Below are 22,089 nucleotides of genomic sequence, written 5' to 3'. Positions count from 1 at the left end.
GCCCGCTCCCACAGAAAAAGCACTACCAACCCTGTGGGAGCTGGCTTGCGGGCGATGAGGCCAGCGGCACCAGCACAAGACCGCCCAGGTCTTCATGCTGCTCACCGACCAGCCAAGGGTTGGGTCAGCAGTTGCATGCGCTGGGCAATCGCCGCGGGTGGTGCATCCGGGCGGATCTTGCTCCAGCGCTTGCCAGCCACGTCACCGGCAATCAGCTGTGTCGAATGCTGCTCGGGGCTGGGCAGGAACTGGCCGATGCGCCCCAGCACCAGGTCGACATTGGCCTTGTCGCCCGTGAGGAACAACCAGTTGGCGCTGTCCACGCCCTGCTTTTCAGCAAAGGCCTTGAGCGCTTGCGGGGTGTCGTTGAGCGGGTCGCTGCTGATCGACACGAAGGTCACCTGGCTGGCCAGCTGCGGCCCCATGGCCTCGCGCACTTCGCGTAGCTTGCGGGTAATCAGCGGGCAGGCGTCGGTGCAGTGGGTGAAGATCACGTTGAGCATCACCACCTTGTCCTTCAGCACATCACTGTAGAAGCGCAGCTCGCGGCCGTTCTGGTCCTTGAGCACGGTGTCGGTGAACCAGGTCTGGGCGTCGCGGGTACCTCCACCACTGGTCATCGCCTGCGGTGCCGGCTGCGGCTCGGGGGCCTGCGGGGCATGGCCTTCGTGGGCGAACGCGACCGACGCCAGTATCCACAGGCAGCCGCCCAGTACCAGCCAGTCAAAACTGCGCATGCCGGCGCGGCAGGAACTTGACTGGCTCATGGTTGCACCTCGTGATGGTCGGCAATGGCTGTGCTTTTGGCATGTACCCGGCGGGCGCTAAGGCGGTTGATTTCTTCGATCAACACCGTCGGGTCGGTGAAGCCGTAGTAACGCGTCCAATGCCCGCTGCGCCCGTCACCGACCAGGATCAGCGGCGGGTGCTGGCTGAGGTCGGCGCTGAAGCTGCCCAGGCCCTTGAGGGTTTCGGTGATGGCGTAGGGGGTGCCGGTCAGCCAACTCCAGCCCGGCCCCTTCTGGAAGGCCTTGGCGTAGTCTTGCAGGCGCTTGGCGTCATCGCGCTGCGGGTCGACGCTGATCGATACCATGTGGATCTCTTCACCTACCCGGCCACCCAGCTGCTGCTGGACCTTGCCCATGATCGACGACACCACCGGGCACACCGTGGTGCAGCTGGTGTAGATGAAGCCCATGACCACCAGGTGATCACCGACCAGGTCCTTTTCCAGGCGTATCGGCATGCCGTCCTGGTTCAGCAGCGACACGTCGGCAAAGCGCACGCTGGTCTTTTCCTGATGCGCCGCCGGCGGCTGCGCGGTGTGGCCATCATGGTCGTGGCCGGCGTGGGCCAGCGCCAGGTTGCTGGCAAGCGCCAGGCTCAGGGCCAACAGTTTGAAAGAATGCTGGGTGTTCATCGCACACTCCTCACGTCAGTCTGGGAAGCGTTGATCGCGGCGGCCGGCAGTATGCGCAGGCTGGTGTAGTTGTCTTCGGCAAACTTGCGCCCCAGCGACGGCGACTGCACGTGCAGGTACCAGGCGCCGGCTTCGGGCAGGGTCAGCGCCGCCTGGTAGATGCCCTCGCCCACTTCCTGCAGCTGCAGGTTGCGTGGCATCGAGGTGGGCGCCAGGAAGTAGCGCAGGCTCAGGTCGTTCAGCCCCAGGCGTGGCTGGCCGTCGTCGCCGACGATGCGCACCCTGGCGGTAAAGTTGCTGTGCTGCGGCAACGGCCGGTCAAGGCCGATGAACTCGGCATGCGCGCCCTTGCGCTTGCCGGCGTTGGGCGCAGCCGCCACATAAGTGCTGAAGCAGTGGATGATCTGCGGCTGGTTGAGCAGGAAGGCCACGTCGAACTTGCCGGCCGCCGGCATCTTCACCGTCGAGCCATACACACCCGGCGCCACCTCGCGCAGGCTGCGGTCGACGACGATGGCGGCGCGGGCCTGGTGGCCGCGGTTGTTGTAGCCGGACATCGGGGCGTTCATGCCCTCGGCGTAAAAGTAGGTGGTGTTGTCTACCGGGTTCACCACGAACACCGAATTGTCGTCACGCGATACCGACAGCCCTTGCGCCAGCGGCAGGTCGCCAGCCTGGCGCGGCGCTGCCGGGCCGGCCTCGAAGCCCTGCACGATGGGCGAGCGCCCTTCACCCAGGCTGGACAGGTTGATCATGCTCACCTTCGGCGAGGCCAGGCCGCGCACGTAGGCATAGCCCTTGGTGAAGGTCAGCTGGTACGGTTCGGCCGCTACCGGGATATGGTGGATCAGCTTGTCGGTACTGGCATCGATCACCAGGGCCTGGTTCTCCAGGGTATTGAGCACGATGCCGTAGCGGCCATCGCTGCTGAAGCGCATCGGGCCCAGGCCCTGCTCGGCCTTGACCGTGTGGCGCAGCTGGTGGCTGCGGGCGTCGAACACCCGCACGCTGCCTTCCTCCCCGTCGACCACGTACACGGCCTGGGACAAGGCCGAGTAGCTGACCGACAGCGGGTGCGGGCCGACCTTGATGGTCTTCGCCAGGCGCATTTCCGGGATGTCGATGATGCTCAGGGTGCCACTGTCGCGGTTGCTGACATAGGCGTAGCGCGAGTCGCTGCTGAAGGCGATTTCGTGGTGCCCGGTGCCGGTGTTGAAGCTTTTCAGGGTGGTACGCCCCGGCACATCGATTACCGTTACCCCGCCCTTGGCCGGGTCGCTGCTGTTGTTGCCCACCCACAGCCGGTGCTGGTCCGGCTGCAAGGCCACGCGCAATGGCTGGTCACCGGCGTCCAGGTCGGCGACCCGGGTGAAGGTTTCGGTGTCGATCACCGACACTTTGCCGCGCTCGGGGATGGACACGAACACCTGCTTGTCATCGCTGGTGGCCACCCAGTCCATGGGTGACCCGGGCAGTTCGATGCGTGCCATGGTGCTGGTCACGCCCCCCACCGATACCGTCGGGTCGATCACCGTCAGGCTGGCATCCTTGTTCAGCATCAACAGGAAGTAGCTGTTCAGGTCGAGCAGCGGCCGGGCGCCGATGCTGCTTTTCAGAAACAGCGCCACACGGGCTTTGCAGCTCTGGTCGCGTTCGCCCAGCGGGGCTGATTGCGCCGGGTCGATCCACGCCCCGGGGGCCATCCCCGACAGCGGTTGGCCGCTGGTCTGGTCGCTGACCTTGAAGCGGATGCTGGCGAAGCTGCCCTCCTGCAGCTCGCCGCCAGCCAGTGGCCGGGCCTCGAACTCCACGGTCACGCCGTCCCGGCTGAGCCGGTGCAGGGCCTGCGGGTCGGCAGGTTCCTGCAACAGCTCACGTGGGTCGCACCAGAGCTTTTCATACGCCACGCCCAGGCCGATCAACGCTACCCCCAATACTACCCCCAAGTAAGCGGGGCGAGTCTTCTTGTTCATGCTCGCGCTCCCTTCCGTCACTGCGCCTGGGCCGTTGCCGGCGGCGCTTCATTGGTCACCCGCAAGATCCCCCACAGCCCCGAGAGGTTGCCGTAGGCGGCGTAGTCGCGGAACAGGTAATCGCCTGGCACCGCGTTGGCCCCGCCAGCGCTCGGCAGCATGAAGCTGAAGTGCGCCGCCGGCAGTACGCTTTCCTGCGCGCCGATGTACATGGCCATCGGGTTGTAGCCGAAGCGCACCGAGCCGATGCCGGGCAGGTTGGTCGGGTAGCCGTCGGTATCGTTCTTCTCCGCCTGGTAGTTGTGCAGTGGCCACAGGTGCCCGTCCAGCTGGTAGGTGATACCGCGGCTGCCACCGCTGGGCATCAGCACATGGCTGCGTACCGGCTGGCCAGGCTTGGCGTACAGCACCGGGGTTTGCGGGTCGCCGCCAACCAGGGCATTGCTGTAGGCCATGTGGGCGTTGGGTACGTCTGCCAGGCCGAAGCCATCGGCATGGCCGAACGGGGCATCTGGCGCCAGGCCGAAGCGCAGCCACAGCGGCTCGGTCTTGTAGTTCATGGCCATGTTGCCGTTGTCCTTCGGATCCCCCGGCACGCCGTTGCCTTCGGTGGCGATGCCCTCGACCGGCCGGCCATCGGCCCAGCGCATGTTCATCGAGCGCTGCCACACCGTGACCAGGTCGCGGTAGTCGGGCTGGCCAGTGACCTTGACCGTGGCCTGCGCGCGGCTGGCGGCGTCCTCGGTCCAGGTCGCGGTCTGCGGCAAGATGCTCATGCCCCCTACCAGGCCCTTTTGTGGCTGCTTGATGAAGTCCGACGGGGTCAGGTTCAGGCCGCCGAACTCGATCGCCGTGGTGTTGATGATGTCCACCGTGCGGCCCAGTTGCAGGGTTGGTTTGCCTTCACGCTCCAGGTGACCGGCGTAATACTGGTACACCCGGCTTGGGTAGGCGCCACTGTTGCCCGCCCGTGGTGGCACGGTCTGCACCGGGTTGGCGCCGACGTTGGCACCGTCCGACTTGGTGATGTCGTAGGCCAGCAACTGCGCATGCAGGCCGACGTGGCTGGACGGCCGCATCAGGTTGTTGTTGAAGGCTGTGGAGCCTTCGCTGTCGAAGCGGTCACGCTTGACCACGTTCTGCATCACCGCGGTGCTGGGCAGGTCTGGCATCACCTGTGGCAGGCGGTTTTCCAGGGTAATGCTGATGCAGTCACCGGCGTTGGCGCGCAGCACCAGCGGCTCTACCGGTACCCCCGCCTTGAGCTTGCCGCTGACCGGGTCCAGGTCGGCCTTGCGCACATACAGCACGGCGGTCGGGTCGTGCAGCGGCGCGCTGTGGCCGCCTACGGTGAAGGTGGTGCCGTCTTCCTCGTCGACCACCGTCACCTGCGGGATGCTGGTCTTGCGGCTGTTGAACACCAGGGTGCCGCCATTGGCCTTGAGCGGGCCGCCGACGTGCTGGCCGACACCGGCCGGGTCGTTGATGCTGACAGCGTTGCGGTTCTCGAGGATGTCGTTGGCCAGCGCGGCGACGATCTCGTAGCTGCGCTTGACCGTGGTCCGCGAGCCGATGCCGTTGGGGTTGGCCGTGGTTTTCGGGCAGATGCCGTCAAAGTTCACGGTGTTGCGCATGGCCACCGGTTGCGGGTTGTTCGGCAGCGGGAACAGATCCGGGCGCTGCGCTGTGTAGTTGCGCATCACCCCCCAGATACCGTTCCAGTAGCCTTCCAGGGCGGCGTCCATCGCGTACAGGTAATCGCCGTTGGTGGCCGCAGAACTGGAGATCATCGACACCGGCGCCATGAAGCCCATCTGCTCGGAAATCCCGATCATCTGCGAGGCTTTCCAGCCCGAGTTCGAGCTGTTGCCGAAGCCCGAGCCGTTCTGCAGCCACTTCACACCGTGCAGGGTGACGTTGTGCTCCTCTTCATGGCCACCGGCGTGCAGCCGCAGGCGCACGTTATCGCCGGAGTAGGTACGCAGCATGGGCGTGAACGGGTCGCCCGGCTCGCTGCCGGCCTTGTTGATGTGCGGTGGGAACAGCGTGGTCCCGCCGGTAGGGCCGACCGCCGAGGTGATCGCCGAGGGGGCCAGGTTCATGGCCGGGATCGCCCGGTCGGTACGGCTCTGCAAGGCGTAGCTGAGGTCGCCGGCCAGGCCGTCTGCCTGCATGCCGCGCTTGCCGTCGGGGCCGACCTTGTTCGGGTCGAACACCCGCAGGGCCAGCGGCTCGTTGCGGTAGTTGACGACGAACATGCCTGGGTCATCCACCGAGATGGCCTGCGGGCACGGCCGGCTTGGGCAGCCTGGGCTCAGACCGCCGCGCGACTCGACCACCGATTCCAGCAGGTTGGACGCCTTCTGCCGCACGGGCGGGTTGATGGCGTAGCGGAAGCTGTCGGCGGTAGGCGGGTACGCCTGGCCGTTGGGCACGCCATCGGGGCCGGCACCCACGTACACGCCAGCCTCGTAGGCATGCTGGAAATCGCTGTATTCGAGGAAGAACTCGCGGTAGCTGTCGTTCTTGCCATCGCCATCATGGTCGCCGGTCTGTACCACCGCCTGCCACGAGGTCGGCCCGCCATCCTGGCGCGTGGCCGGGTTGTAGAGCTTCTCGCCGGTTTCGGCGTGGAACCAGGTGGAACCGGCCGGCTCGGCCAGCACGGTGGCGTACAGGCCAAGCTGCTGGTGGGTCGATGGGCCGAGGTGGTCGTGGGTGAAGATGGTGCCCAGGCCCCGGTCGACGTTGTGCACGTTGATCAGGGGGTCGGCGAACCAGCGCTGCATGGCCGTGCGCGCACCCAGCCAGTCGGCCCGGCCGAAGCGGCCGAAGTACGGGTGCTGTTTGGCTTTCGGGCAGGCGGCGGTGCCATCGCGGCTGTCGCCTTCGGTGCAGCTGTTGTAGGCACGGATGGCGTGCACCCGCTCGACCACGCTGCCGGGCGAGAGGATGCCGTCTTCGTAGTTCCAGCCGTTGGCCGAGCCGTCGGCGGCCGTCAGGTCCCACTTGGGCAGGTGGATATGCTGGCCGATCACGTCGGTTGGCGTACGCACCTGATAGTCGTCCATTTCATAGACCGACGGGATCAGGTTGGTGTGGGTGTACATGGTGCAGTCGAAGGTGTTCATGCGCATCACCAGCGGCTCTGGTGGGCGCTGTTTGGTGATGATCGGCCAGGCGTCTTCCCACAGCGCCAGGATGCGCGCCTGCGGGAAGTGGTAGCCGACCTTGTTGTACACCGCGTCGAACTGGATATTGGCGCCTTTGTAGATGCGTGGGCGGTCGGCGGTGAAGGTGGACGCGCCAAGGAAGCTCATGCCCGTCAGGCTTTCACCACTGGCGAATTCGCCGGTGCCCGAGGACTGTGTCAGGCGCTTGCCACGGTCGTCCATGCACGGCTCATAGAAAGGCGCACCGGCCGTTGGCAGCGCACCGTTGGTACGGAACGCCTTGGCCACCGGCTGGCTGCCGGGTATCAATGCATAGCTGGCGTGCTCGGCCTTGGCGTGGAACTGCATGGCAGCCTGCTCTACGTCAGTACCTTCTTCAGGCATGTAGATCGGCTTGGCTTTGTACACCACCTTGGAGAAGTCCAGCTTGGTGGTAGTGGTCTGGGCTTCGCCGCCTGCCGATACGCCGTCCAGCGCATGCCGGCCCAGCCCGCCGTCCCAGCCATCGACCTGGTTCGGGTCGAGGTTGGCCCACAGCGCCTTGCCGGTGTTTTTCAACTGTTCTGCCAGCGCCGGGTCGAGCATGTCCAGCGGCGGGGTTGGCGGACGGTTGCCGACGCTGCTTTCCATGCCACCGATCCAGAACGGATAGCCAGGGTTTTTCAGGCTGCCGTCGGCATTGCGGTTGGCGTCGCTGCGGTCGACCAGGGCCAGCGAGCCGATGGCTTTGCGCACGGGCGCTTCGCTGGCGTGGTCGTCATCACCTTCGTGTTCGCCTTCGTCATCATCGTCGTCGCCATGGGCTGCGACCAGTTCCTCGGAGAGCTTGGGCACCACCACCACCTTGCCAGGCATCGGCGCCATGGCCTTGCCGGGCAGCGGCACAATAGCGGGGATTGGCGTACCGGCGACGATTTCGCCGTCCGGCAGCGCCCTTGCCCCCACCGCTGGCTTGCCACTGCGCAGTGCAAACGGCGCGGTGTGGAAGCCGTTCTGGCCCTGCCCGCTTACCTCCAGGCGAGTGCCTTCCTCGAACACATCGTGTACCCGCCACATGGCCCACATGCCCTGGGCAAAATGCGGGTAGAAATGGCAGTGGTAGATGGCATCACCCGCCACGCGGTTGCGGTTACCCGAGCCGCCGTTGGCGATTTCATAGGTGTAGCCGATGCCCGGCCCGATGCCTTGGGCATCGATGTAGTCGGAGTTGTCATCGTTGGGGTTGAACAGCCACTGGTGCCCATGCAAATGGAAGATGTGCTGCTCGTGGCCGTTGTGGGTATTGCGGAACTTGGTGAAGTCACCAATGTAGCTGTGATGGACGTTGGCGGGCTCGGCCGGGTACAGCGCCATGCCAGCCTTGACCCCGACGGCGCTGGCCGGTGGTATTTCGCCAGGGCGAATATTTTCCAGGCCGACGTTGGCCGGTACGTCGACCAGCGTGCCGATGTCGCCCACGGTATGCGCACTGAGGAAGAACTCTTCGTAGGCGCACGACAGACAATCATGCATCGGCCCTACACCGAGGCGGTTGGCCACCACCTCGGCGCCCATGCCGCCAGAGCCGTAGTTGATCATGAACGAGTCGCGCGTAGGCTCCAGCACATGGCCCATCACCGGGTCAGCCCAGTAGCCTGGGAATGCCTGTGTGGCAGCCACTTCATCCGCGAACTGAGAGGCAAAATCACGGAAGGCTTCCAAGCGGTTGGGCAGTGCCGGGTTGCGCTTGTTGATGCTTTCCAGCGGGTAGGTAGAGCGCGGGAAGCTGCCATCGGGGTTGGGGCCCATGACGATGGCATCGGTCTCGCTGTTGAGGATTTCATTGCCATCGACCATGGCAATGATCGGCTTGCCGGCCTTGCCTTCGCTGACCCAGGGTTCGGCCTGCGGGTAACGCGCCTGGTAGTCGATCACAGGTTGGCCGGTGGCCGTGCGCCCGGTGGTGGCCAGGCGCATTTCTTCCTCGGTCAGCGTGTTGCGGTAGGTGCGGCCGCCTTTTGGCACCACCACCACCTGGCCGAACAGACCATTGGCAACGTTACCGGCACCACCCTGCCCACCAAAGGTAGCGCCCTGGCTGGTTGCAGCGAAGGCGCCTTCACGTTCGGCGTAGAGGGTATAGCTGCGGGTGTTGCCCGGGGATACCAGGAAGTTGCCGTTGCGGCCGGTGTTGGCAGCGATGTCAGCGATGCTGTTGACGGCTTGCATGCCGTTGACCTGGAAGCCGACATGGCGGTCGGTCACTTGTTCGTCAGCCACGAAGTGCTCACCGCCTTGGTTGTCGACTTCGTTTTCCGGCCCTTCCTCCTCTTCCCCCTCGCCCTCGGTTTCTTCGGGGTCGATACCGTGCTTGTTGGGGTTGGCCTGATAGGCCAGCAGGTTGGTCAGGTTGACGGTGAGGCAGTCACCGGCCGCCACCCGCAGCACGATCGGCCGTGGGCGCTTGTCCGGGCGCAGGGTCACCTTCCCCGGCACCGCCGCGCCACCCTTGCCCAAGGGGACGTTCTTGTCGTCCACCACATCTTCGCGCAGGGCGAACATCATGCCATTGGCGTTTTGCGCACCAAGGCGGTTGAACATCAGCGGCTGGTCCAGCGCCACCACATTGGCGACCAGGGTGCGCTGGCACTGCACAGCCGCCTCGCTGGTCGTTTCCCAGCCAAGCAAGGCCAGTACAAGTGATGACAGGACGGGGCCTTTTAGCGGCGTCGACATGCTGCACCTCCGGAACACAGGAACTCTGCGAGGAGCTGGAGCAAGGTGTGTGCCAGGTGCTAATTGCCAGGGTTTTCAGAGGGTTGCGCAGGCAATCGAAACGGATTGGGGAGGATGCCCCAGCGGTTTTCCCCGAATTGGGGGTGGCTTGTGGGGTGTTTGGCAGAGGATGTTTTCACCTGCCGATGGAATGAACAGCAGGATCACTGATGAGCCCAAGTGCGGTGCATCATGGGCAGATGACCAAGGCTCACAGAGCTGCTGCACGACTGACGGACCGGGAATATCACCTGGCATTGATGTAGCGCCGACCGGCCTCATCGCCGGCAAGCCAGCTCCCACAGGTTCTGTATAAAGCCTCAGAGCAGTGCGATCCTGCACAAGTCTTCAGGTCAGTGCTAACCCTGTGGGAGCTGGCTTGCCGGCGATGGGCCGCAGAGCGGCCCCGGTGATGTGGCTGTGATGCAAAGGCCTTAACCTACTAGTCCGCGCACACAGAAGCCAAAAACGCGCCCAAAGCGCATTGTTTCACTGACGTCGTTTCATCGCCGCCGTAGCAAATCGTTCTCGTGACGTATAAGAAATGCAGTCTGAAAATTATCGAGATCCAGATTTTCGTGAAAAACCTTTATCGAATTCTTCAATTCAAGCACTGCAGCATCCTGATATTTATGAGGCACGGAATCAATCATCTGCAGGATTTGCAAGTCCCCCTCCAGTAGCTCGGAGTGCCGCACTTCCACCTGCCACTCTGCAGCATTTATCGCATTTCCTTGCTCACCAAATTTCTGCCTGTCTATATTCGTCAAGCTTGTATCCTGTATCGCATCGCGCTTGGCAAGCTTTAGGCCAGCGAAGTCCGTTGCCAGCCCTGCAATGACCCCAGTTTGATCATTGGCTTTCTGCATGATCTGACTTTTGGCCTTTGTGTACTTCGGAGCGATGAATGCAAACTTCCGCCCAAACCATTTTATGAGCTTGGCCGTCCTGCCTGATGGATCATTACGATTCACCGGATCCCCAAGGCAGTACGCATATGCGTTCAACCCGCCCCGATGAAAGGGGCTTAGTGCATCAGCAGAGCAAAAGCGCATCAGCTGAGGACTATAAGCTCGCACGCCGTTGCCTAACAAATACAAACCCATGGGTTCAATGTACGCTGCGTTGAATTTCAGCGATGGCTGGTCCTTCCCCCCCGAGTGACTGAATCCATAAGGATTATAGCTGATACTGCGTGGTGCACGCGCAACGCCACTTGACAAGACCGAACCTGCATGGTCTGAAGCTACCATGAGACTAACAAGCCCATTTCGCTCGCCACGATATTCGGACAGCGGTGTCTTGCCGGACCACCCTAACCTTCTCCATGTACCTTGTGGGTCAACAATCGCGGATATTAGCCCGCCTTGATAAAAAGCGTTCATACGGACTGTCATGTCAGCGAACCTCATAGAAAGCGCACGAGCCACACCTGCTGATCGGCCAAGTCTTTCACAGCCGGAGCAATGCTTGAACTGGCATAAATAACAGGCTGTGATTCCTGCGCTTTGTTATCGCAATCCTGCTCACCTCAAGGTTATGACCTATTTCAGACCCTGCGCGACTCATCACAGCTCGCACACGGCCTGCGCTCGCCTCAACCCACCAACCCCCGCACACAGAAGTACAGTATCGACGGCCCCATCAGGCAACCCAACCCGGTATGGAAGGTAGCCGTCAACGCCCCATACGGCACCAGCCGCCGATCCGTCGCCGCCAACCCGGCCGTCACCCCCGATACGGTCCCCGCCAGCCCGCCGAACACCATCGCCGACCGCGGGTTGTCCAGCGCCAGTAACCGCGCAGACACAGGGGTAAACACCATAACCAGAATCGCCTTGATCAGCCCGGTGGCAATCGACAAGGCCATCACGTCCGAGCTCGCACCCAGCGCAGCCCCGGTCACGGGCCCGACGATGTAAGTCACCGCACCCGCGCCAATGGTGGTCATGCTCACCGCATCGCGATAGCCGAAGGCATAGGCCACCGCCGCGCCGACAATGAATGGCAGCACGGTGCCCAGCAGCAGCGCCAGCGCACCGATCATCCCGGCCTTGCGCGCCTCGGTGGCCTGTACTTCGAAGGCCGTGGCGACGATGGCAAAGTCACGCAGCATGGCCCCGCCCATTAAACCGATACCGGAGAACAGCGCCATGTCGGCCAGGCCTTTCTGGCCACCGGTCACAGTACCGCCGACCCAGGCCAGCACCAGGCCGATGACAATGGCGATGGCCGAGCCGTGCACACGGCCGAAGGTCAGGTATTTCGACATCAGAACCGAAAGCCACATGATGGCGCCCACCACCGCAAAAGCAGTGATCAGGCCGTTGTGTTCCAGGGCATTGTCAATAAGTGGCCACATGTTCAACGACCTCCTGCAGGGGCAGCCTGCACATTGGCTTCGGGGGTGGGTTCAAGGGCAGGCAAGGGCTCGCCGCGATGGCTGCGGCTGATCAGCGCGATGGTCGCACCGCACACCAGCACCGCCCCAATGGCGGCCAGCAGCGCCACCGGCCCGCCATGCAAGGCGGTGACCACGTTCTGCTGGGCAGCCATGGCCACCACCACCGGGATGTACATGGCGCCCCAGAAGCCCACGCCGAATTCGCATTCCTTGCTCATGCCGCCGTTGCGGTGCATGTACAGCCGTGCGCAAATCAGCAGGATCATGGCGATGCCGACCCCGCCGACGTTGGATTTGACGCCCAGCAGCACGCCCAGGAAGTCGCCGACGATAACGCCGGCAAGTGTGCAGACCGCCAGCAGTGCCACACCATAGATGATCATTATTGTTACCCTCAGGTAGTGTCGAAGTTGCTTGTTGTTGTTCTTCGCCTTCAGTAAACCTGCAGGCACCGCGTTGGCTTCTTCGCGGGTAAATCGGATCGCCGCACCGCCGCTCCCACAGTAATTTCACAGCATTCAAGGCATGTGCACTGCATGTGGGAGCAGGGTTTACCCGCGAACACGGGCGCAGCCCGTGCCATCCATCGCGATACCAGCCATCATCGCCGGTCGGCCACCTCCTGGCGCAGCAGCGCATCCAGGGTGTCCCAACGGGTACCGTCCACCGCCACCACCCTGCCCTGTTCGAACACCGACCGTGCCAACCCGCTGAGCACGCTGCCAGGCGGCATTTCCAGGTGCAGACGCACGCCGCGTTCATAGGCGTTGCGCACCATGGCACGCCAGTCGACCAGCCGCGCCATGTTGCCGGCCAGGTCATCGCGCAGGCGCTGCGGGTCGAAAACCGGCCGCGCGCTGCTGCCACTGAGGTAAGTGATACGGGGCCGTTGCAGTTCGACCGTGGCGAACGCATTGGCCAACTCCGCTGCCGGGCCGTCCAGCAGCGGGCAATGCGACGGCACGCTCACCGCCAGCCGGCGAGCCACGCCCCGGCCCAGGCTGCGCGCCAGGGCCGCGACCGCCGCCATCGCCGTATCGCTACCGGCAATGACAATCTGGTTTTCACTGTTGAGGTTGGCCACATACACCTCGCCACCCACCTCGCCCAGCAGATGCTCGACACTGGCCAGGTCCAGGCCGCTGAGTGCGGTCATGCCGTAACCTTGCGGGTAGGCGCGCTGCATCAGCTCCCCGCGCAGGGCAACCAGCCGGACCGCATCGGCGAAACCCAGTGCGCCGGCGACAACCGCTGCCGGGTAGGCACCAATCGACAACCCCGCCACGTAATCCGGCGCAGGGCTGCGTTGCATCAGCCAGCGCGCCCAGGCCACGCCGCTCAGCAGCAGGCACAGCTGCACGGCACGGGTAGATTGCAGCGCGGGCTGACTGTCCAGCGCCAGCGCGGGCTGACCGAGGGTGTCGCTGGCCTCCTCCAGCAGTTGCCCGGCGCCCTCAGGCAGGTGCTGCAGCATGCCCGCTTGCTGGGCGCCCTGGCCGGGGAACGCGAACAGGCTGCTCATGCGGCATGCTCCAGTGCTGCCCATGGGTCGCTGACCAGCAGCGGACCACTTGCCGACTTGAGCAGCACGCGCGGGGAAAACCCGGCCCACTCACGCAAGGCGATGGCCCCGGCCGGGGTCTCCAGTTGCACGTCGATACGACAAGGCGCGCAGTCGAGAATATCCAGCAAGTCCCGCGCGTGCTCGCGGGCCAGGGGCTGTGGCGTGCGCAACACCAGGTCCAGGTCGCTGTCGGTGTGCAGCACCTCACTGCCCGTGGCGATCTGATACCCGGCCCCACCGGTCGGCCCCCAGGCCAGCCCCGTGGCTTCCAGTACCGGTGCGACCGAAGCCAGAGCACGCAACGCAGGCCATGGGCTTGCCACCTGCCAGCGGAGCGTTTCCGGGCCTAGCTGGCGCTGGATGTCGGCCAGCCGCATCAGGGCGCCCAAGCGCTGCGCCCTACCCTGGCCACGCAACCCCACCGCCAGCCAGCCGATCCCACAGCTGGCACGACGCACCACTACCGGCTGAGCGCTGGCCAGCACATCCTGGGCCCACTGCGGTGCATCATCGGGCAGCGCCGACACAGGCATACCCCAAAGCAGGTCGTGCGGCCGTGGTGTGTTCATTTCACGCCCCCTGCCACTGGCGGCGCAGCTGTTCGCGCACTTGCCGCGAGGCGCTACGGTTTTCACCGGCCAGCCGCGACGACAGGTCGGTCGAGCTGCCGATGTCGCGCACTGCTTCGGCCAGGCAGGCGCGCACCTGAGTGATATCGGCGCTGCTCGGCGCCTCAGCGTTCTCCACCGTCAGGCGGCGCCACAGCAAGCCCAGCGACGCGTAGCTGGCCAGATCGTACGCCATGGGCGGTACCTCGGCCGCCAGGGCCTCCAGTTGCTCGACGCTGCGCAAGGTAATGCGCGCCGCTGCCGCCTTGCCCATGGCATGTACCATCACCCCGGCATCGTCCAGGGCAATCAGGCGCTGGGCCTGGTAGCCGTGGGCCAGGAAGGCACCGGACATGGCCTTGCCGACCAGCAGGCCGATCACCGGATGCCCGGCCAACCGCGCCCGAGCGTATGCCTGCACTGCACCGGCCAGCGCCTGATGGATGCCCAGCGCCTCTTCGCGACGACCATAGGCCTGGCTGGGCACATCGATGACCGCAACGATGGCACGCTTCTGGCCGTTTCGGTCCGCCTCTACCGCCTCGCTCACGGCTTTGGCCAGGCCCCAGCCTTCCAGCACGCCGACCTCGCCCGAGCGCGCGCGGGGGAACGGGTTTGCTGCATCGGGCACCACGGCGATGAAGCGCGCCGGGCGGTTGTCGAGCTCACCCTCGATAACCCGCAACGACGCGGGATAGCCCGGCAAGGCTTGCCCGCCGGCAAGGCCCGGCAGCCAGTTCAGTGCACGGTTCATCGGGCTTCTCCTTGGTAAAGTTGACGTACGGTCGCGGCATCCAGTTGCGGGCAGTTATCGCCCAGCCCGGCCAGGCGTTCGAGGAACCAGGCGTACTGGCTGGCGCGGTCGCTGGAAGGTGCGTCAAGTAACTGCAACAACTGTTCGCGCACCGCCTGGATATCATCCGCCACGTACCCATCCACCAACCCGCTGGCATGGCGCTGCTCGCCACCGCTCAGGCTCCAGATGAAGGGGCGGTCCTTGGCGTCGTACTCGCCGATGCCCGCCTCCTGCTCGATCACCTGCGGGCCGTTGAGGCCCAGGCGCGCTTCGCGGGTAACCAGCAGATGGCTGCACAGGCCCGCAGCAATGGACATGCCGCCGAAGCAGCCGACCGAACCTGCGATCAGGCCGATCACCGGCTGCCAGTTACGCAGTTCGACGATGGCTGCCTGGATCTCGGCAATCGCCGCCAGGCCCAGGTTGGCTTCCTGCAGACGCACCCCGCCGGTCTCCAGCAGCAGCACCGCACAGGTAGGGACGCCGTTGCGGTTGTCTTCGATGGCCAGTTCCAGCGCACCGGCAATCTTGGCACCGCCCACCTCGCCCATGCTGCCACCCTGAAAGCCGCCTTCAATGGCGGCGACCACCGCGTTGCGCCCGTTCAGCAGGCCCTTGGCAATGATCACGCCATCGTCGGCCTGCGGCACGATGCCCTGGCGCGGCAACCACGGCGACATCAGCCGGTCGAAAGGGCCCAGCAGTTCGCGGAAGCTGCCCGCGTCGAGCAGTGCGCGGGCCCGTTGCCGGGCACCTAGCTCGACAAAGCTGCGGCTGTGCAGCAAACGTTCGGTATCAGTCATGGGCAATCTCCTCGAAGCCTTGCTCCAGGCGCAGGCGCACCACGCCGGGGGTGGCGCCAAAATCGTGGATATCGATATTCACCGCCGGCCAGGCGCGGTCCTCGAACAAGCGCTGGAACAGTTGCTGCCAGCGCGCAGCGCTGCCGTTTACCGAAGTCATCACCTGGATCTGCAGGCTGCCGGCGGTGCCGGGTTCGATCAGCACTTCGAGGTCCCCGGAGCTGACGCAGCCCACCAGCGTGCGGCCACGCCCAGGTTGCGCAGCGGGGAATTGAAAGTTCAGGGTTTCCATGTCACAGGCTCCCGGCTTTGTCGAGGAACAGGCAGGCGGCGAGCAGATCGGCAGCGCCGCCCGGTGAGGCGTTCAGGTGCAGCAGTTGCTGGTCGAGTTCGCGCAGCTGCCGGCGCCCGGCCAGCGTGGCGCTGCCGCCTGCGCCCAGAACTGCCAGCGCGCCTTGCTGGACGGCTGCCAGCCCGGCCGGGCCGCTGCGCCAGAGCACGCAGGTGTCGCTGAGCACCGCCATGATTGCCAGCAGCGCGTCGAGACGGGCGTGAGGCTCGCTGGCGCCGGCGGCGCGGCTGCGCTGCAGTTGCGGCAGCCCGTGGCGGATGACGGCGGGGAAGCCTTGCTGTGCCTGTTCGCGAGCGCCGCTGGTGCCGTAGCGCTGGCGCACCTGCAGGCCGTGGCTTTGCTGTGGCGGCATGGCCGGGTCGTCGAGCAGGGCGATGCGCCCGGCGCGGGCGGCCAGGGTGCTGGCGTCGGCATCGGGGTCGAGGGCCTTGGCGGCTACCAGCAGGCCCAGGGCCCAGATTGCACCGCGGTGGGTGTTGACACCCTTGGTGGCGGCCAGCATCGCGGCTTCGCCATCGCGGCCGAGCTTGCCCAGGGAGGCACGTAGCGGTTGGCTGATCGTGCCGATGGTTTGGGCGGCTTCAGCCATGTTGCGCAGGCAGGGCCACAGGGCCAGGGCCGAGGCGTGCATCAGGGCCAGGGTCATATCGGTATGGGCGCCGTTGCTGCGGCGGTCTACCAGGCCGGGTTTGGGTGACAGGTCGGCTTCGTCGATCAGGGCCTCTACCGCCAGGTCGGCCAAGTGGTCGGCCAAGGGAATTTCGATTGCCTGGGCCGGCCTCTTCGCGGGTAAACCCGCTCCCACAGGGACGGTGCCGGATTGAAGAGAAGGGATAAGCATGCGGGCCTGCCCGCGAAGAGGCCCATGCGGTTGCAAGTCGAGTGCTTTCATTACCAGCTCCTGAACCGCGCAGGCGGGTTGTAGAGACCGCCGGACCAGTCGACCAGGTCGGCGATGCTGCGCGCGGCCAGCAGCTCGCGGCTGGCGTCGGTGCGGCGGATGCCGAGGTCTTCGGGCAAGGCAATCAGGCCCTGCTGGCGCATGCGCTGGGTATCCTTCGGGTCATGCCGCAGGCCTATCGCAGTAACCCCGGCGACGGCGGCGATCATCTGCTGGCGCTCTTCCAGGCTGCGGGCCTTGTACAGGTAGGCGATGCCCTCCTCGGTCAACAGGTGGGTGACGTCGTCGCCGTAGATCATCACCGGTGCCAGCGGCATGCCGGCCTTCTTGGCTACTTCCACGGCATCGAGGGTTTCCACAAAGGTGGGCTTGCCGCCTTCCTGGTAGGTCTCGACCATCTGCACCACCAGCTTGCGGCCGCGTTCGAGCAGAGTGTCCGGCACGGTCATGTCGAGCCAGGCCGGGGTGGCATGGCGCCGGCCACGGGGGTCGTGGCCCATGTTCGGCGCGCCGCCGAAACCGGCCAGGCGGCCGCGGGTCACGGTCGAGGAATGGCCATCGCCGTCCACCTGCAGGGTGGCGCCAATGAACAGGTCGACGGCGTATTGCCCGGCCAGCTGGCACATCATGCGGTTGGAGCGCAGCGAACCATCGCGGCCAGTGAAGAACACGTCGGGGCGCTGGGCGATGTAGTCCTCCATGCCCAGCTCGGTACCGAAGCAGTGCACGCTCTGCACCCAACCGGTCTCGATGGCCGGGATCAGTGTGGGGTGCGGGTTGAGTGTCCAGTTGCGGCAGATCTTGCCCTTCAGGCCCAGCGACTCGCCATAGGTGGGCAGGATCAGCTCGATGGCTGCGGTGTTGAAGCCAATGCCGTGGTTGAGCGACTGCACCTGGTGCTTTTCGTAGATACCGCGTATGGCCATCATCGCCATCAGCACATGCACCGGCTTGATATGGCGCGGGTCGCGGGTGAACAGCGGTTCTATATAGAAGGGCTGGTCGGCGACCACCACGAAATCGACCCAGGAGGCCGGGATATCAACCCGTGGCAGGTCGTCTACACGGTCCACCAACTGGTTGACCTGGGCGATGACGATGCCGTCGCTGAAGGCGGCTGGCTCCACCAGTGCCGGGGTGTCCTCTGTGCTGGGGCCGGTGTACAGGTTGCCATCGCGATCAGCCATGAAGCCTGCCACCAGGGTCACGTTGGGGATCAGGTCGACCAGCAGCCGCGAGTACAGCTCTATGTAGGTGTGAATGGCGCCGACTTCGAGCAGGCCATCCTCCAGCAGCTGGCCGATGCGCAGGCTTTGCGGGCCGGCGAAGGAGAAATCGAGCTTGCGCGCAATGCCGCGTTCGAACAGGTCCAGGTGCTCGGCACGGCTGACGCTGGGCATGATCATGTGCAGGTCGTGCAGGCGCGCAGGGTCGGCCTTGGCCAGCGAGCGCGAAAGGAAGTCGGCCTGCTTCTGGTTGTTGCCTTCGAGCACCACCCGGTCGCCGGGGGCGAGCAACAGCTCCAGGGCTTCGACGATACGCTCGGTGGGCAGCACCACGCCGTCGGCGAGGTGGCGGACCCGGTCGAGGCGGCGCTGCTTTTCGGCACGCCGTCGCGACCATTGCGGTGGTGGATTCTGTGTTGTTGTCATGGTGACTCCACGGGTTCGCTGTCGTGGGGTCAACTTAGGCCTGGGGGGTTGGGGGATCAATCAAGCTCGGTGGCAGATCGTTACGGTCAGGTTAATGAACAAAGGGATGCATGGGTGCGGCTGGCCCTATCGCCCTGAAACCTTGTTAGAGTGGCAACATCCCCAGCCATGGCAGAAATGCAGGTTCGCCCTGCAGATTTGTCGATTGTGCAAGGCAAATTCGCATGCAAGGATCCGCAGATCCTCCAGCGAACTCCAGACTTCACTTGGAAAATCAATAACAAAGCAGGGAGAACGCAATGACTGCGCACGCTATTACTCCGACCGACCACGTGCTGGCCGAAGTCCGCAACCAAGTCGGCCACCTGACCCTGAACCGCCCCGCCGGCCTCAATGCCCTGACCCTGGACATGGTACGCAGCCTGCGCCAACAGCTGGACCGCTGGGCGGAAGACCCGCAAGTACACGCTGTGGTACTGCGTGGCGAGGGCCCCAAAGGGTTCTGTGCAGGTGGCGATATCCGCTCGCTGTACGACAGCTTCAAAGCCGACGACACGCTGCACCAAGACTTTTTCGTCGAGGAATACGCCCTCGACCTGCTCATCCACCACTACCGCAAACCGGTGCTGGTGCTGATGGACGGCTTTACTTTGGGTGGCGGCATGGGCCTGGCCCAGGGCTGCGACCTGCGCGTGGTCACCGAGCGCAGCCGCCTGGGCATGCCCGAAGTTGGGATCGGCTACTTCCCCGACGTCGGCGGTAGCTATTTCCTGTCGCGCATTCCCGGTGAACTGGGCATCTACCTGGGCGTGAGCGGCAACCAGATCCAGGCGGCCGACGCACTGTACTGCGGCCTGGCCGACTGGTACCTGGCCAGCGACCAGCTGGCGGCCCTCGACCAAGGGCTGGACCAGTTGCAGTTCAGCGACCAGCCGCTCAAGGACCTGCAGAACCTGCTGGCCACGCTCGGCACCCAGGTGCTCGGCGATGCGCCGCTGGAAAAGCTGCGCACGGTCATCGACCACTTCTTCGCCCTGCCCGACATGCCCGCCATCGTCGAGCAACTGCGCGCAGTCAGCGTCGACGACAGCCACCAATGGGCCCTGGCCACCGCCGACCAGCTGGAAAGCCGCTCGCCCCTGGCCATGGCGGTTACCCTGGAGATGTTGCGCCGTGGCCGCCACCTGAACCTGGAAGACTGCTTTGCCATGGAGCTGCACCTGGACCGCCAGTGGTTCCGGCACGGCGATATCATCGAAGGCGTACGTGCGTTGATCATCGACAAGGACAAACAACCGCGCTGGAACCCGCCGACCCTGGCCGCGCTGCAACGCCAGCGGGTCGACCAATTCTTCGAAGGCCTGTGAGCCCGGGAGTACACAGATGCAAGACCTGGAACTGAGCGAAGAACAGATCATGATCCGCGACATGGCCCGGGACTTTGCCCGTGGCGAGATCGCCCCGTATGCCCAGGCCTGGGAAAAGGCCGGCTGGATCGATGATGGCGTGGTGCGCAAGATGGGCGAACTGGGCCTGCTGGGCATGGTGGTACCGGAAGACTTCGGCGGCAGCTACACCGACTATGTCGCCTACGCGCTGGCCGTGGAAGAAATCGCCGCCGGCTGCGGCGCCACCGGGGCGATGATGAGCATCCACAACTCGGTGGGCTGCGGCCCGCTGCTGGCCTACGGTACAGCCGAACAGCAACAGCAGTGGCTGCCACGCCTGGCTACGGGCGAGGTGATCGGCTGCTTCTGCCTGACCGAGCCACAGGCCGGGTCCGAGGCGCACAACCTGCGTACCCGCGCCGAGCTGGTGGATGGCCAGTGGGTGATCAACGGCGCCAAGCAGTTCGTCAGCAACGCCCGCCGCGCAGGGCTGGCCATCGTGTTTGCCGTGACCGACCCGGAGCTGGGCAAAAAGGGCCTGTCGGCGTTCCTGGTGCCTACCGACAACCCGGGTTTCAAGGTTGACCGCAGCGAGCACAAGATGGGCATCCGCGCCTCCGACACCTGCGCGGTCACCTTCGACAACTGCCGCATCCCGGCTGCCAATATCCTCGGTGAGCGTGGCAAAGGCCTGGCCATCGCCCTGTCCAACCTTGAAGGCGGCCGCATCGGCATTGCTGCCCAGGCACTGGGTATTGCCCGCGCTGCATTCGAGGCGGCGCTGGTGTACTCGCGTGATCGTGTGCAGTTCGGCAAGCCGATCAACGAACACCAGAGCATCGCCAACCTGCTGGCCGATATGCAGGTGCAGGTGAATGCCGCCCGCTTGCTGATCCTGCATGCCGCACGCCTGCGCAGCGCCGGCAAGCCGTGCCTGTCGGAAGCCTCACAGGCCAAGCTGTTTGCCTCGGAAATGGCCGAACGGGTGTGCTCGATGGCGATCCAGGTGCATGGCGGCTATGGCTACCTGGAGGACTACCCGGTAGAGCGCTATTACCGCGATGCGCGGATTACGCAGATCTATGAAGGGTCGAGCGAGATCCAGCGGATGCTGATTGCGCGAGAGCTGAAGCACTACCCGCTCTGAAAGACTTGCGCCGTCCCTGTAGGAGCGGCCTTGTGTCGCGAAAGGGCTGCGAAGCAGCCCCGGAAATTTGTGCATCTGCGCCGAAATCCTGGGGCTGCTGCGCAGCCCTTTCGCGACACAAGGCCGCTCCTACACAGGCCGGCGCAACCCTGGGGGTTGGTGCTCAACGCCAATAGCGAGAATCATCCACCACCTTCGCATGCCCCTCGAACAACGCCGGCAGCTGTTCCTTCAGATAGTCGATCCAGGTCCGTACCTTGGCATCCAGGTAATGCCGTGACGGGTACATCGCGTACAGCGCACTCTCACGCAGGCGGTACGGCGCCAGCAGCCGGCACAGGCGCCCCTCCCCGATCGACTGGCTGGCGGTATAGAACGGCAGCAAGCCAATGCCCATGCCCAGTTCGCTGGCCACCAGCATGGCGTCGGCGACGTTGGTGGAAAAACTGTCGTTCGGCGCAATCACACACTGGTCAACCCCTTGCGGGAACACCCAGTCGCCCTCGTACATCGGGTAGGCCATGCGCAGGCAGCGATGGCTGTGCAAGTCTTCGGGGCGCTCCGGTACGCCATGGGCCTCCAGGTACGCGGGGGCCGCGCAAGGGATGCTGAAGATGTTGCCCAGCGGCACGGCGATCAGCTGCGAGTCCGGCAGCGCCCCGTCAACCGTGATCACCACGTCATGCCCCTCGGCCAACGGGTCGGGGTTGCGTTGGGACAGGGTCAATTCGATCACCACCTCCGGGCACAGCGCATTGTAACCGGCCACCAGCGGCATCAGCAGCAGGCCCAGCCCGTGCGGGCAATGCAGCCGCAGGCGCCCACGTGGCGTGAGGTGCGCGCCACGGGCTTCACCCACCGCTTCCTCGGTCAGCAGCATGATCTGCCGCGCCCGCTCAAGAAAGCGCTCGCCTGCCTCGCTCATGCGCAGGCGCCGGGTGGTGCGGTGCAGCAGGCGGGTCTGCAGCTGGTTTTCCAGTTCGGCGACGATGCGCGAAACCTGCGCGGCGGAAATGTCCAGGGCATTGGCGGCCGCAGCGAAGCTGCCACATTCAACCACACGGGCGAAGGTACGCATGGCATGCAGCATGTCCATGAAAGGGGTGCTCCTTGTTGGTCTTATTCTTACGTTAAAGGCAGGAATCTATCACGGC

17 protein-coding genes are annotated in these 22,089 nt (G+C 64.8%); 2 read left to right on the top strand and 15 right to left on the bottom strand.

Annotation, left to right across the window (positions count from 1 at the left end; all coding sequences use genetic code 11):
- Nucleotides 1–101: 101 nt before the first annotated feature.
- From AC5O5R_RS12765 to mdcA, 14 genes are all read right to left on the bottom strand, one after another.
- Nucleotides 102–767, bottom strand: a complete 666-nt coding sequence (locus AC5O5R_RS12765; protein ID WP_172288695.1) for an SCO family protein — start codon at nucleotides 765–767, stop codon at nucleotides 102–104.
- Complete coding sequence (locus AC5O5R_RS12760; RefSeq protein ID WP_172223656.1) at nucleotides 764–1,420, bottom strand: SCO family protein; 657 nt, start codon at nucleotides 1,418–1,420, stop codon at nucleotides 764–766. Before AC5O5R_RS12760 ends, AC5O5R_RS12765 begins: the two co-directional genes overlap by 4 nt.
- The gene (locus tag AC5O5R_RS12755) at nucleotides 1,417–3,393 is read right to left on the bottom strand and encodes a cytochrome D1 domain-containing protein (RefSeq protein ID WP_494515437.1); all 1,977 of its coding nucleotides are present in this window, start codon (nucleotides 3,391–3,393) and stop codon (nucleotides 1,417–1,419) included. The genes AC5O5R_RS12760 and AC5O5R_RS12755 overlap by 4 nt, the downstream gene beginning before the upstream one ends.
- 17 nt (nucleotides 3,394–3,410) lie before the next feature.
- Nucleotides 3,411–9,281 (bottom strand): manganese-oxidizing multicopper oxidase MnxG, encoded by a 5,871-nt coding sequence (mnxG, locus tag AC5O5R_RS12750; protein WP_494515436.1) that lies wholly within the window; start codon nucleotides 9,279–9,281, stop codon nucleotides 3,411–3,413.
- Nucleotides 9,282–9,823: 542 nt separating this feature from the next.
- Complete coding sequence (locus AC5O5R_RS12745; protein WP_494515435.1) at nucleotides 9,824–10,717, bottom strand: RHS repeat-associated core domain-containing protein; 894 nt, start codon at nucleotides 10,715–10,717, stop codon at nucleotides 9,824–9,826.
- Nucleotides 10,718–10,917: 200 nt separating this feature from the next.
- The gene (gene madM / locus AC5O5R_RS12740; protein ID WP_494512644.1) at nucleotides 10,918–11,682 is read right to left on the bottom strand and encodes a malonate transporter subunit MadM; all 765 of its coding nucleotides are present in this window, start codon (nucleotides 11,680–11,682) and stop codon (nucleotides 10,918–10,920) included.
- 2 nt (nucleotides 11,683–11,684) lie between these two features.
- Nucleotides 11,685–12,107 (bottom strand): malonate transporter subunit MadL, encoded by a 423-nt coding sequence (gene madL / locus AC5O5R_RS12735; RefSeq protein WP_172229778.1) that lies wholly within the window; start codon nucleotides 12,105–12,107, stop codon nucleotides 11,685–11,687.
- Between the two features lie 218 nt (nucleotides 12,108–12,325).
- Complete coding sequence (gene mdcH, locus AC5O5R_RS12730; protein WP_172229775.1) at nucleotides 12,326–13,246, bottom strand: malonate decarboxylase subunit epsilon; 921 nt, start codon at nucleotides 13,244–13,246, stop codon at nucleotides 12,326–12,328.
- Complete coding sequence (locus tag AC5O5R_RS12725; RefSeq protein WP_494515434.1) at nucleotides 13,243–13,857, bottom strand: malonate decarboxylase holo-ACP synthase; 615 nt, start codon at nucleotides 13,855–13,857, stop codon at nucleotides 13,243–13,245. The genes mdcH and AC5O5R_RS12725 overlap by 4 nt, the downstream gene beginning before the upstream one ends.
- Nucleotide 13,858: 1 nt before the next feature.
- Nucleotides 13,859–14,650: a biotin-independent malonate decarboxylase subunit gamma gene (gene mdcE, locus AC5O5R_RS12720; RefSeq protein WP_172229769.1), complete on the bottom strand. Its 792-nt coding sequence runs from the start codon at nucleotides 14,648–14,650 to the stop codon at nucleotides 13,859–13,861.
- The gene (locus tag AC5O5R_RS12715) at nucleotides 14,647–15,495 is read right to left on the bottom strand and encodes a biotin-independent malonate decarboxylase subunit beta (RefSeq protein WP_172229766.1); all 849 of its coding nucleotides are present in this window, start codon (nucleotides 15,493–15,495) and stop codon (nucleotides 14,647–14,649) included. The genes mdcE and AC5O5R_RS12715 overlap by 4 nt, the downstream gene beginning before the upstream one ends.
- Nucleotides 15,488–15,787 carry a malonate decarboxylase subunit delta gene (locus tag AC5O5R_RS12710; RefSeq protein ID WP_172229763.1) on the bottom strand — a complete coding sequence of 100 codons (300 nt, stop codon included), beginning with the start codon at nucleotides 15,785–15,787 and terminating at the stop codon, nucleotides 15,488–15,490. The genes AC5O5R_RS12715 and AC5O5R_RS12710 overlap by 8 nt, the downstream gene beginning before the upstream one ends.
- Nucleotide 15,788: 1 nt before the next feature.
- On the bottom strand, nucleotides 15,789–16,688 hold the full coding sequence (locus AC5O5R_RS12705) for a triphosphoribosyl-dephospho-CoA synthase (RefSeq protein WP_494515466.1): 900 nt from the start codon (nucleotides 16,686–16,688) through the stop codon (nucleotides 15,789–15,791).
- Nucleotides 16,689–16,738: 50 nt separating this feature from the next.
- Complete coding sequence (mdcA, locus tag AC5O5R_RS12700; RefSeq protein WP_494512641.1) at nucleotides 16,739–18,400, bottom strand: malonate decarboxylase subunit alpha; 1,662 nt, start codon at nucleotides 18,398–18,400, stop codon at nucleotides 16,739–16,741.
- A gap of 299 nt (nucleotides 18,401–18,699) precedes the next feature.
- Between mdcA and AC5O5R_RS12695 the strand changes: the two genes are divergently transcribed.
- Nucleotides 18,700–19,767, top strand: a complete 1,068-nt coding sequence (locus AC5O5R_RS12695) for an enoyl-CoA hydratase/isomerase family protein (RefSeq protein ID WP_494515433.1) — start codon at nucleotides 18,700–18,702, stop codon at nucleotides 19,765–19,767.
- A gap of 16 nt (nucleotides 19,768–19,783) precedes the next feature.
- Entirely contained in the window at nucleotides 19,784–20,935 is a 1,152-nt protein-coding gene (locus tag AC5O5R_RS12690) for an acyl-CoA dehydrogenase family protein (protein ID WP_172286494.1), read from the top strand.
- A gap of 163 nt (nucleotides 20,936–21,098) precedes the next feature.
- Here the strand turns inward: AC5O5R_RS12690 and AC5O5R_RS12685 are convergent, their stop codons facing one another.
- Nucleotides 21,099–22,031, bottom strand: coding sequence for a LysR family transcriptional regulator (locus AC5O5R_RS12685; RefSeq protein ID WP_172286495.1), 933 nt, complete (start codon nucleotides 22,029–22,031; stop codon nucleotides 21,099–21,101).
- Nucleotides 22,032–22,089: the final 58 nt, after the last annotated feature.

It is taken from the genome of Pseudomonas sp. 8_5_2, from assembly GCF_059295255.1.
This window is presented reverse-complemented; position numbering and strand designations above follow the sequence as displayed.

Coding starts and splice junctions, on each gene's coding strand:
- AC5O5R_RS12765 (WP_172288695.1), bottom strand. CDS start 767: ATGAGCCAGTCAAGTTCCTGCCGCGCCGGCATGCGCAGTTTTGACTGG.
- AC5O5R_RS12760 (WP_172223656.1), bottom strand. CDS start 1,420: ATGAACACCCAGCATTCTTTCAAACTGTTGGCCCTGAGCCTGGCGCTT.
- AC5O5R_RS12755 (WP_494515437.1), bottom strand. CDS start 3,393: ATGAACAAGAAGACTCGCCCCGCTTACTTGGGGGTAGTATTGGGGGTA.
- mnxG (WP_494515436.1), bottom strand. CDS start 9,281: ATGTCGACGCCGCTAAAAGGCCCCGTCCTGTCATCACTTGTACTGGCC.
- AC5O5R_RS12745 (WP_494515435.1), bottom strand. CDS start 10,717: ATGACAGTCCGTATGAACGCTTTTTATCAAGGCGGGCTAATATCCGCG.
- madM (WP_494512644.1), bottom strand. CDS start 11,682: ATGTGGCCACTTATTGACAATGCCCTGGAACACAACGGCCTGATCACT.
- madL (WP_172229778.1), bottom strand. CDS start 12,107: ATGATCATCTATGGTGTGGCACTGCTGGCGGTCTGCACACTTGCCGGC.
- mdcH (WP_172229775.1), bottom strand. CDS start 13,246: ATGAGCAGCCTGTTCGCGTTCCCCGGCCAGGGCGCCCAGCAAGCGGGC.
- AC5O5R_RS12725 (WP_494515434.1), bottom strand. CDS start 13,857: ATGAACACACCACGGCCGCACGACCTGCTTTGGGGTATGCCTGTGTCG.
- mdcE (WP_172229769.1), bottom strand. CDS start 14,650: ATGAACCGTGCACTGAACTGGCTGCCGGGCCTTGCCGGCGGGCAAGCC.
- AC5O5R_RS12715 (WP_172229766.1), bottom strand. CDS start 15,495: ATGACTGATACCGAACGTTTGCTGCACAGCCGCAGCTTTGTCGAGCTA.
- AC5O5R_RS12710 (WP_172229763.1), bottom strand. CDS start 15,787: ATGGAAACCCTGAACTTTCAATTCCCCGCTGCGCAACCTGGGCGTGGC.
- AC5O5R_RS12705 (WP_494515466.1), bottom strand. CDS start 16,688: ATGCTTATCCCTTCTCTTCAATCCGGCACCGTCCCTGTGGGAGCGGGT.
- mdcA (WP_494512641.1), bottom strand. CDS start 18,400: ATGACAACAACACAGAATCCACCACCGCAATGGTCGCGACGGCGTGCC.
- AC5O5R_RS12695 (WP_494515433.1), top strand. CDS start 18,700: ATGACTGCGCACGCTATTACTCCGACCGACCACGTGCTGGCCGAAGTC.
- AC5O5R_RS12690 (WP_172286494.1), top strand. CDS start 19,784: ATGCAAGACCTGGAACTGAGCGAAGAACAGATCATGATCCGCGACATG.
- AC5O5R_RS12685 (WP_172286495.1), bottom strand. CDS start 22,031: ATGGACATGCTGCATGCCATGCGTACCTTCGCCCGTGTGGTTGAATGT.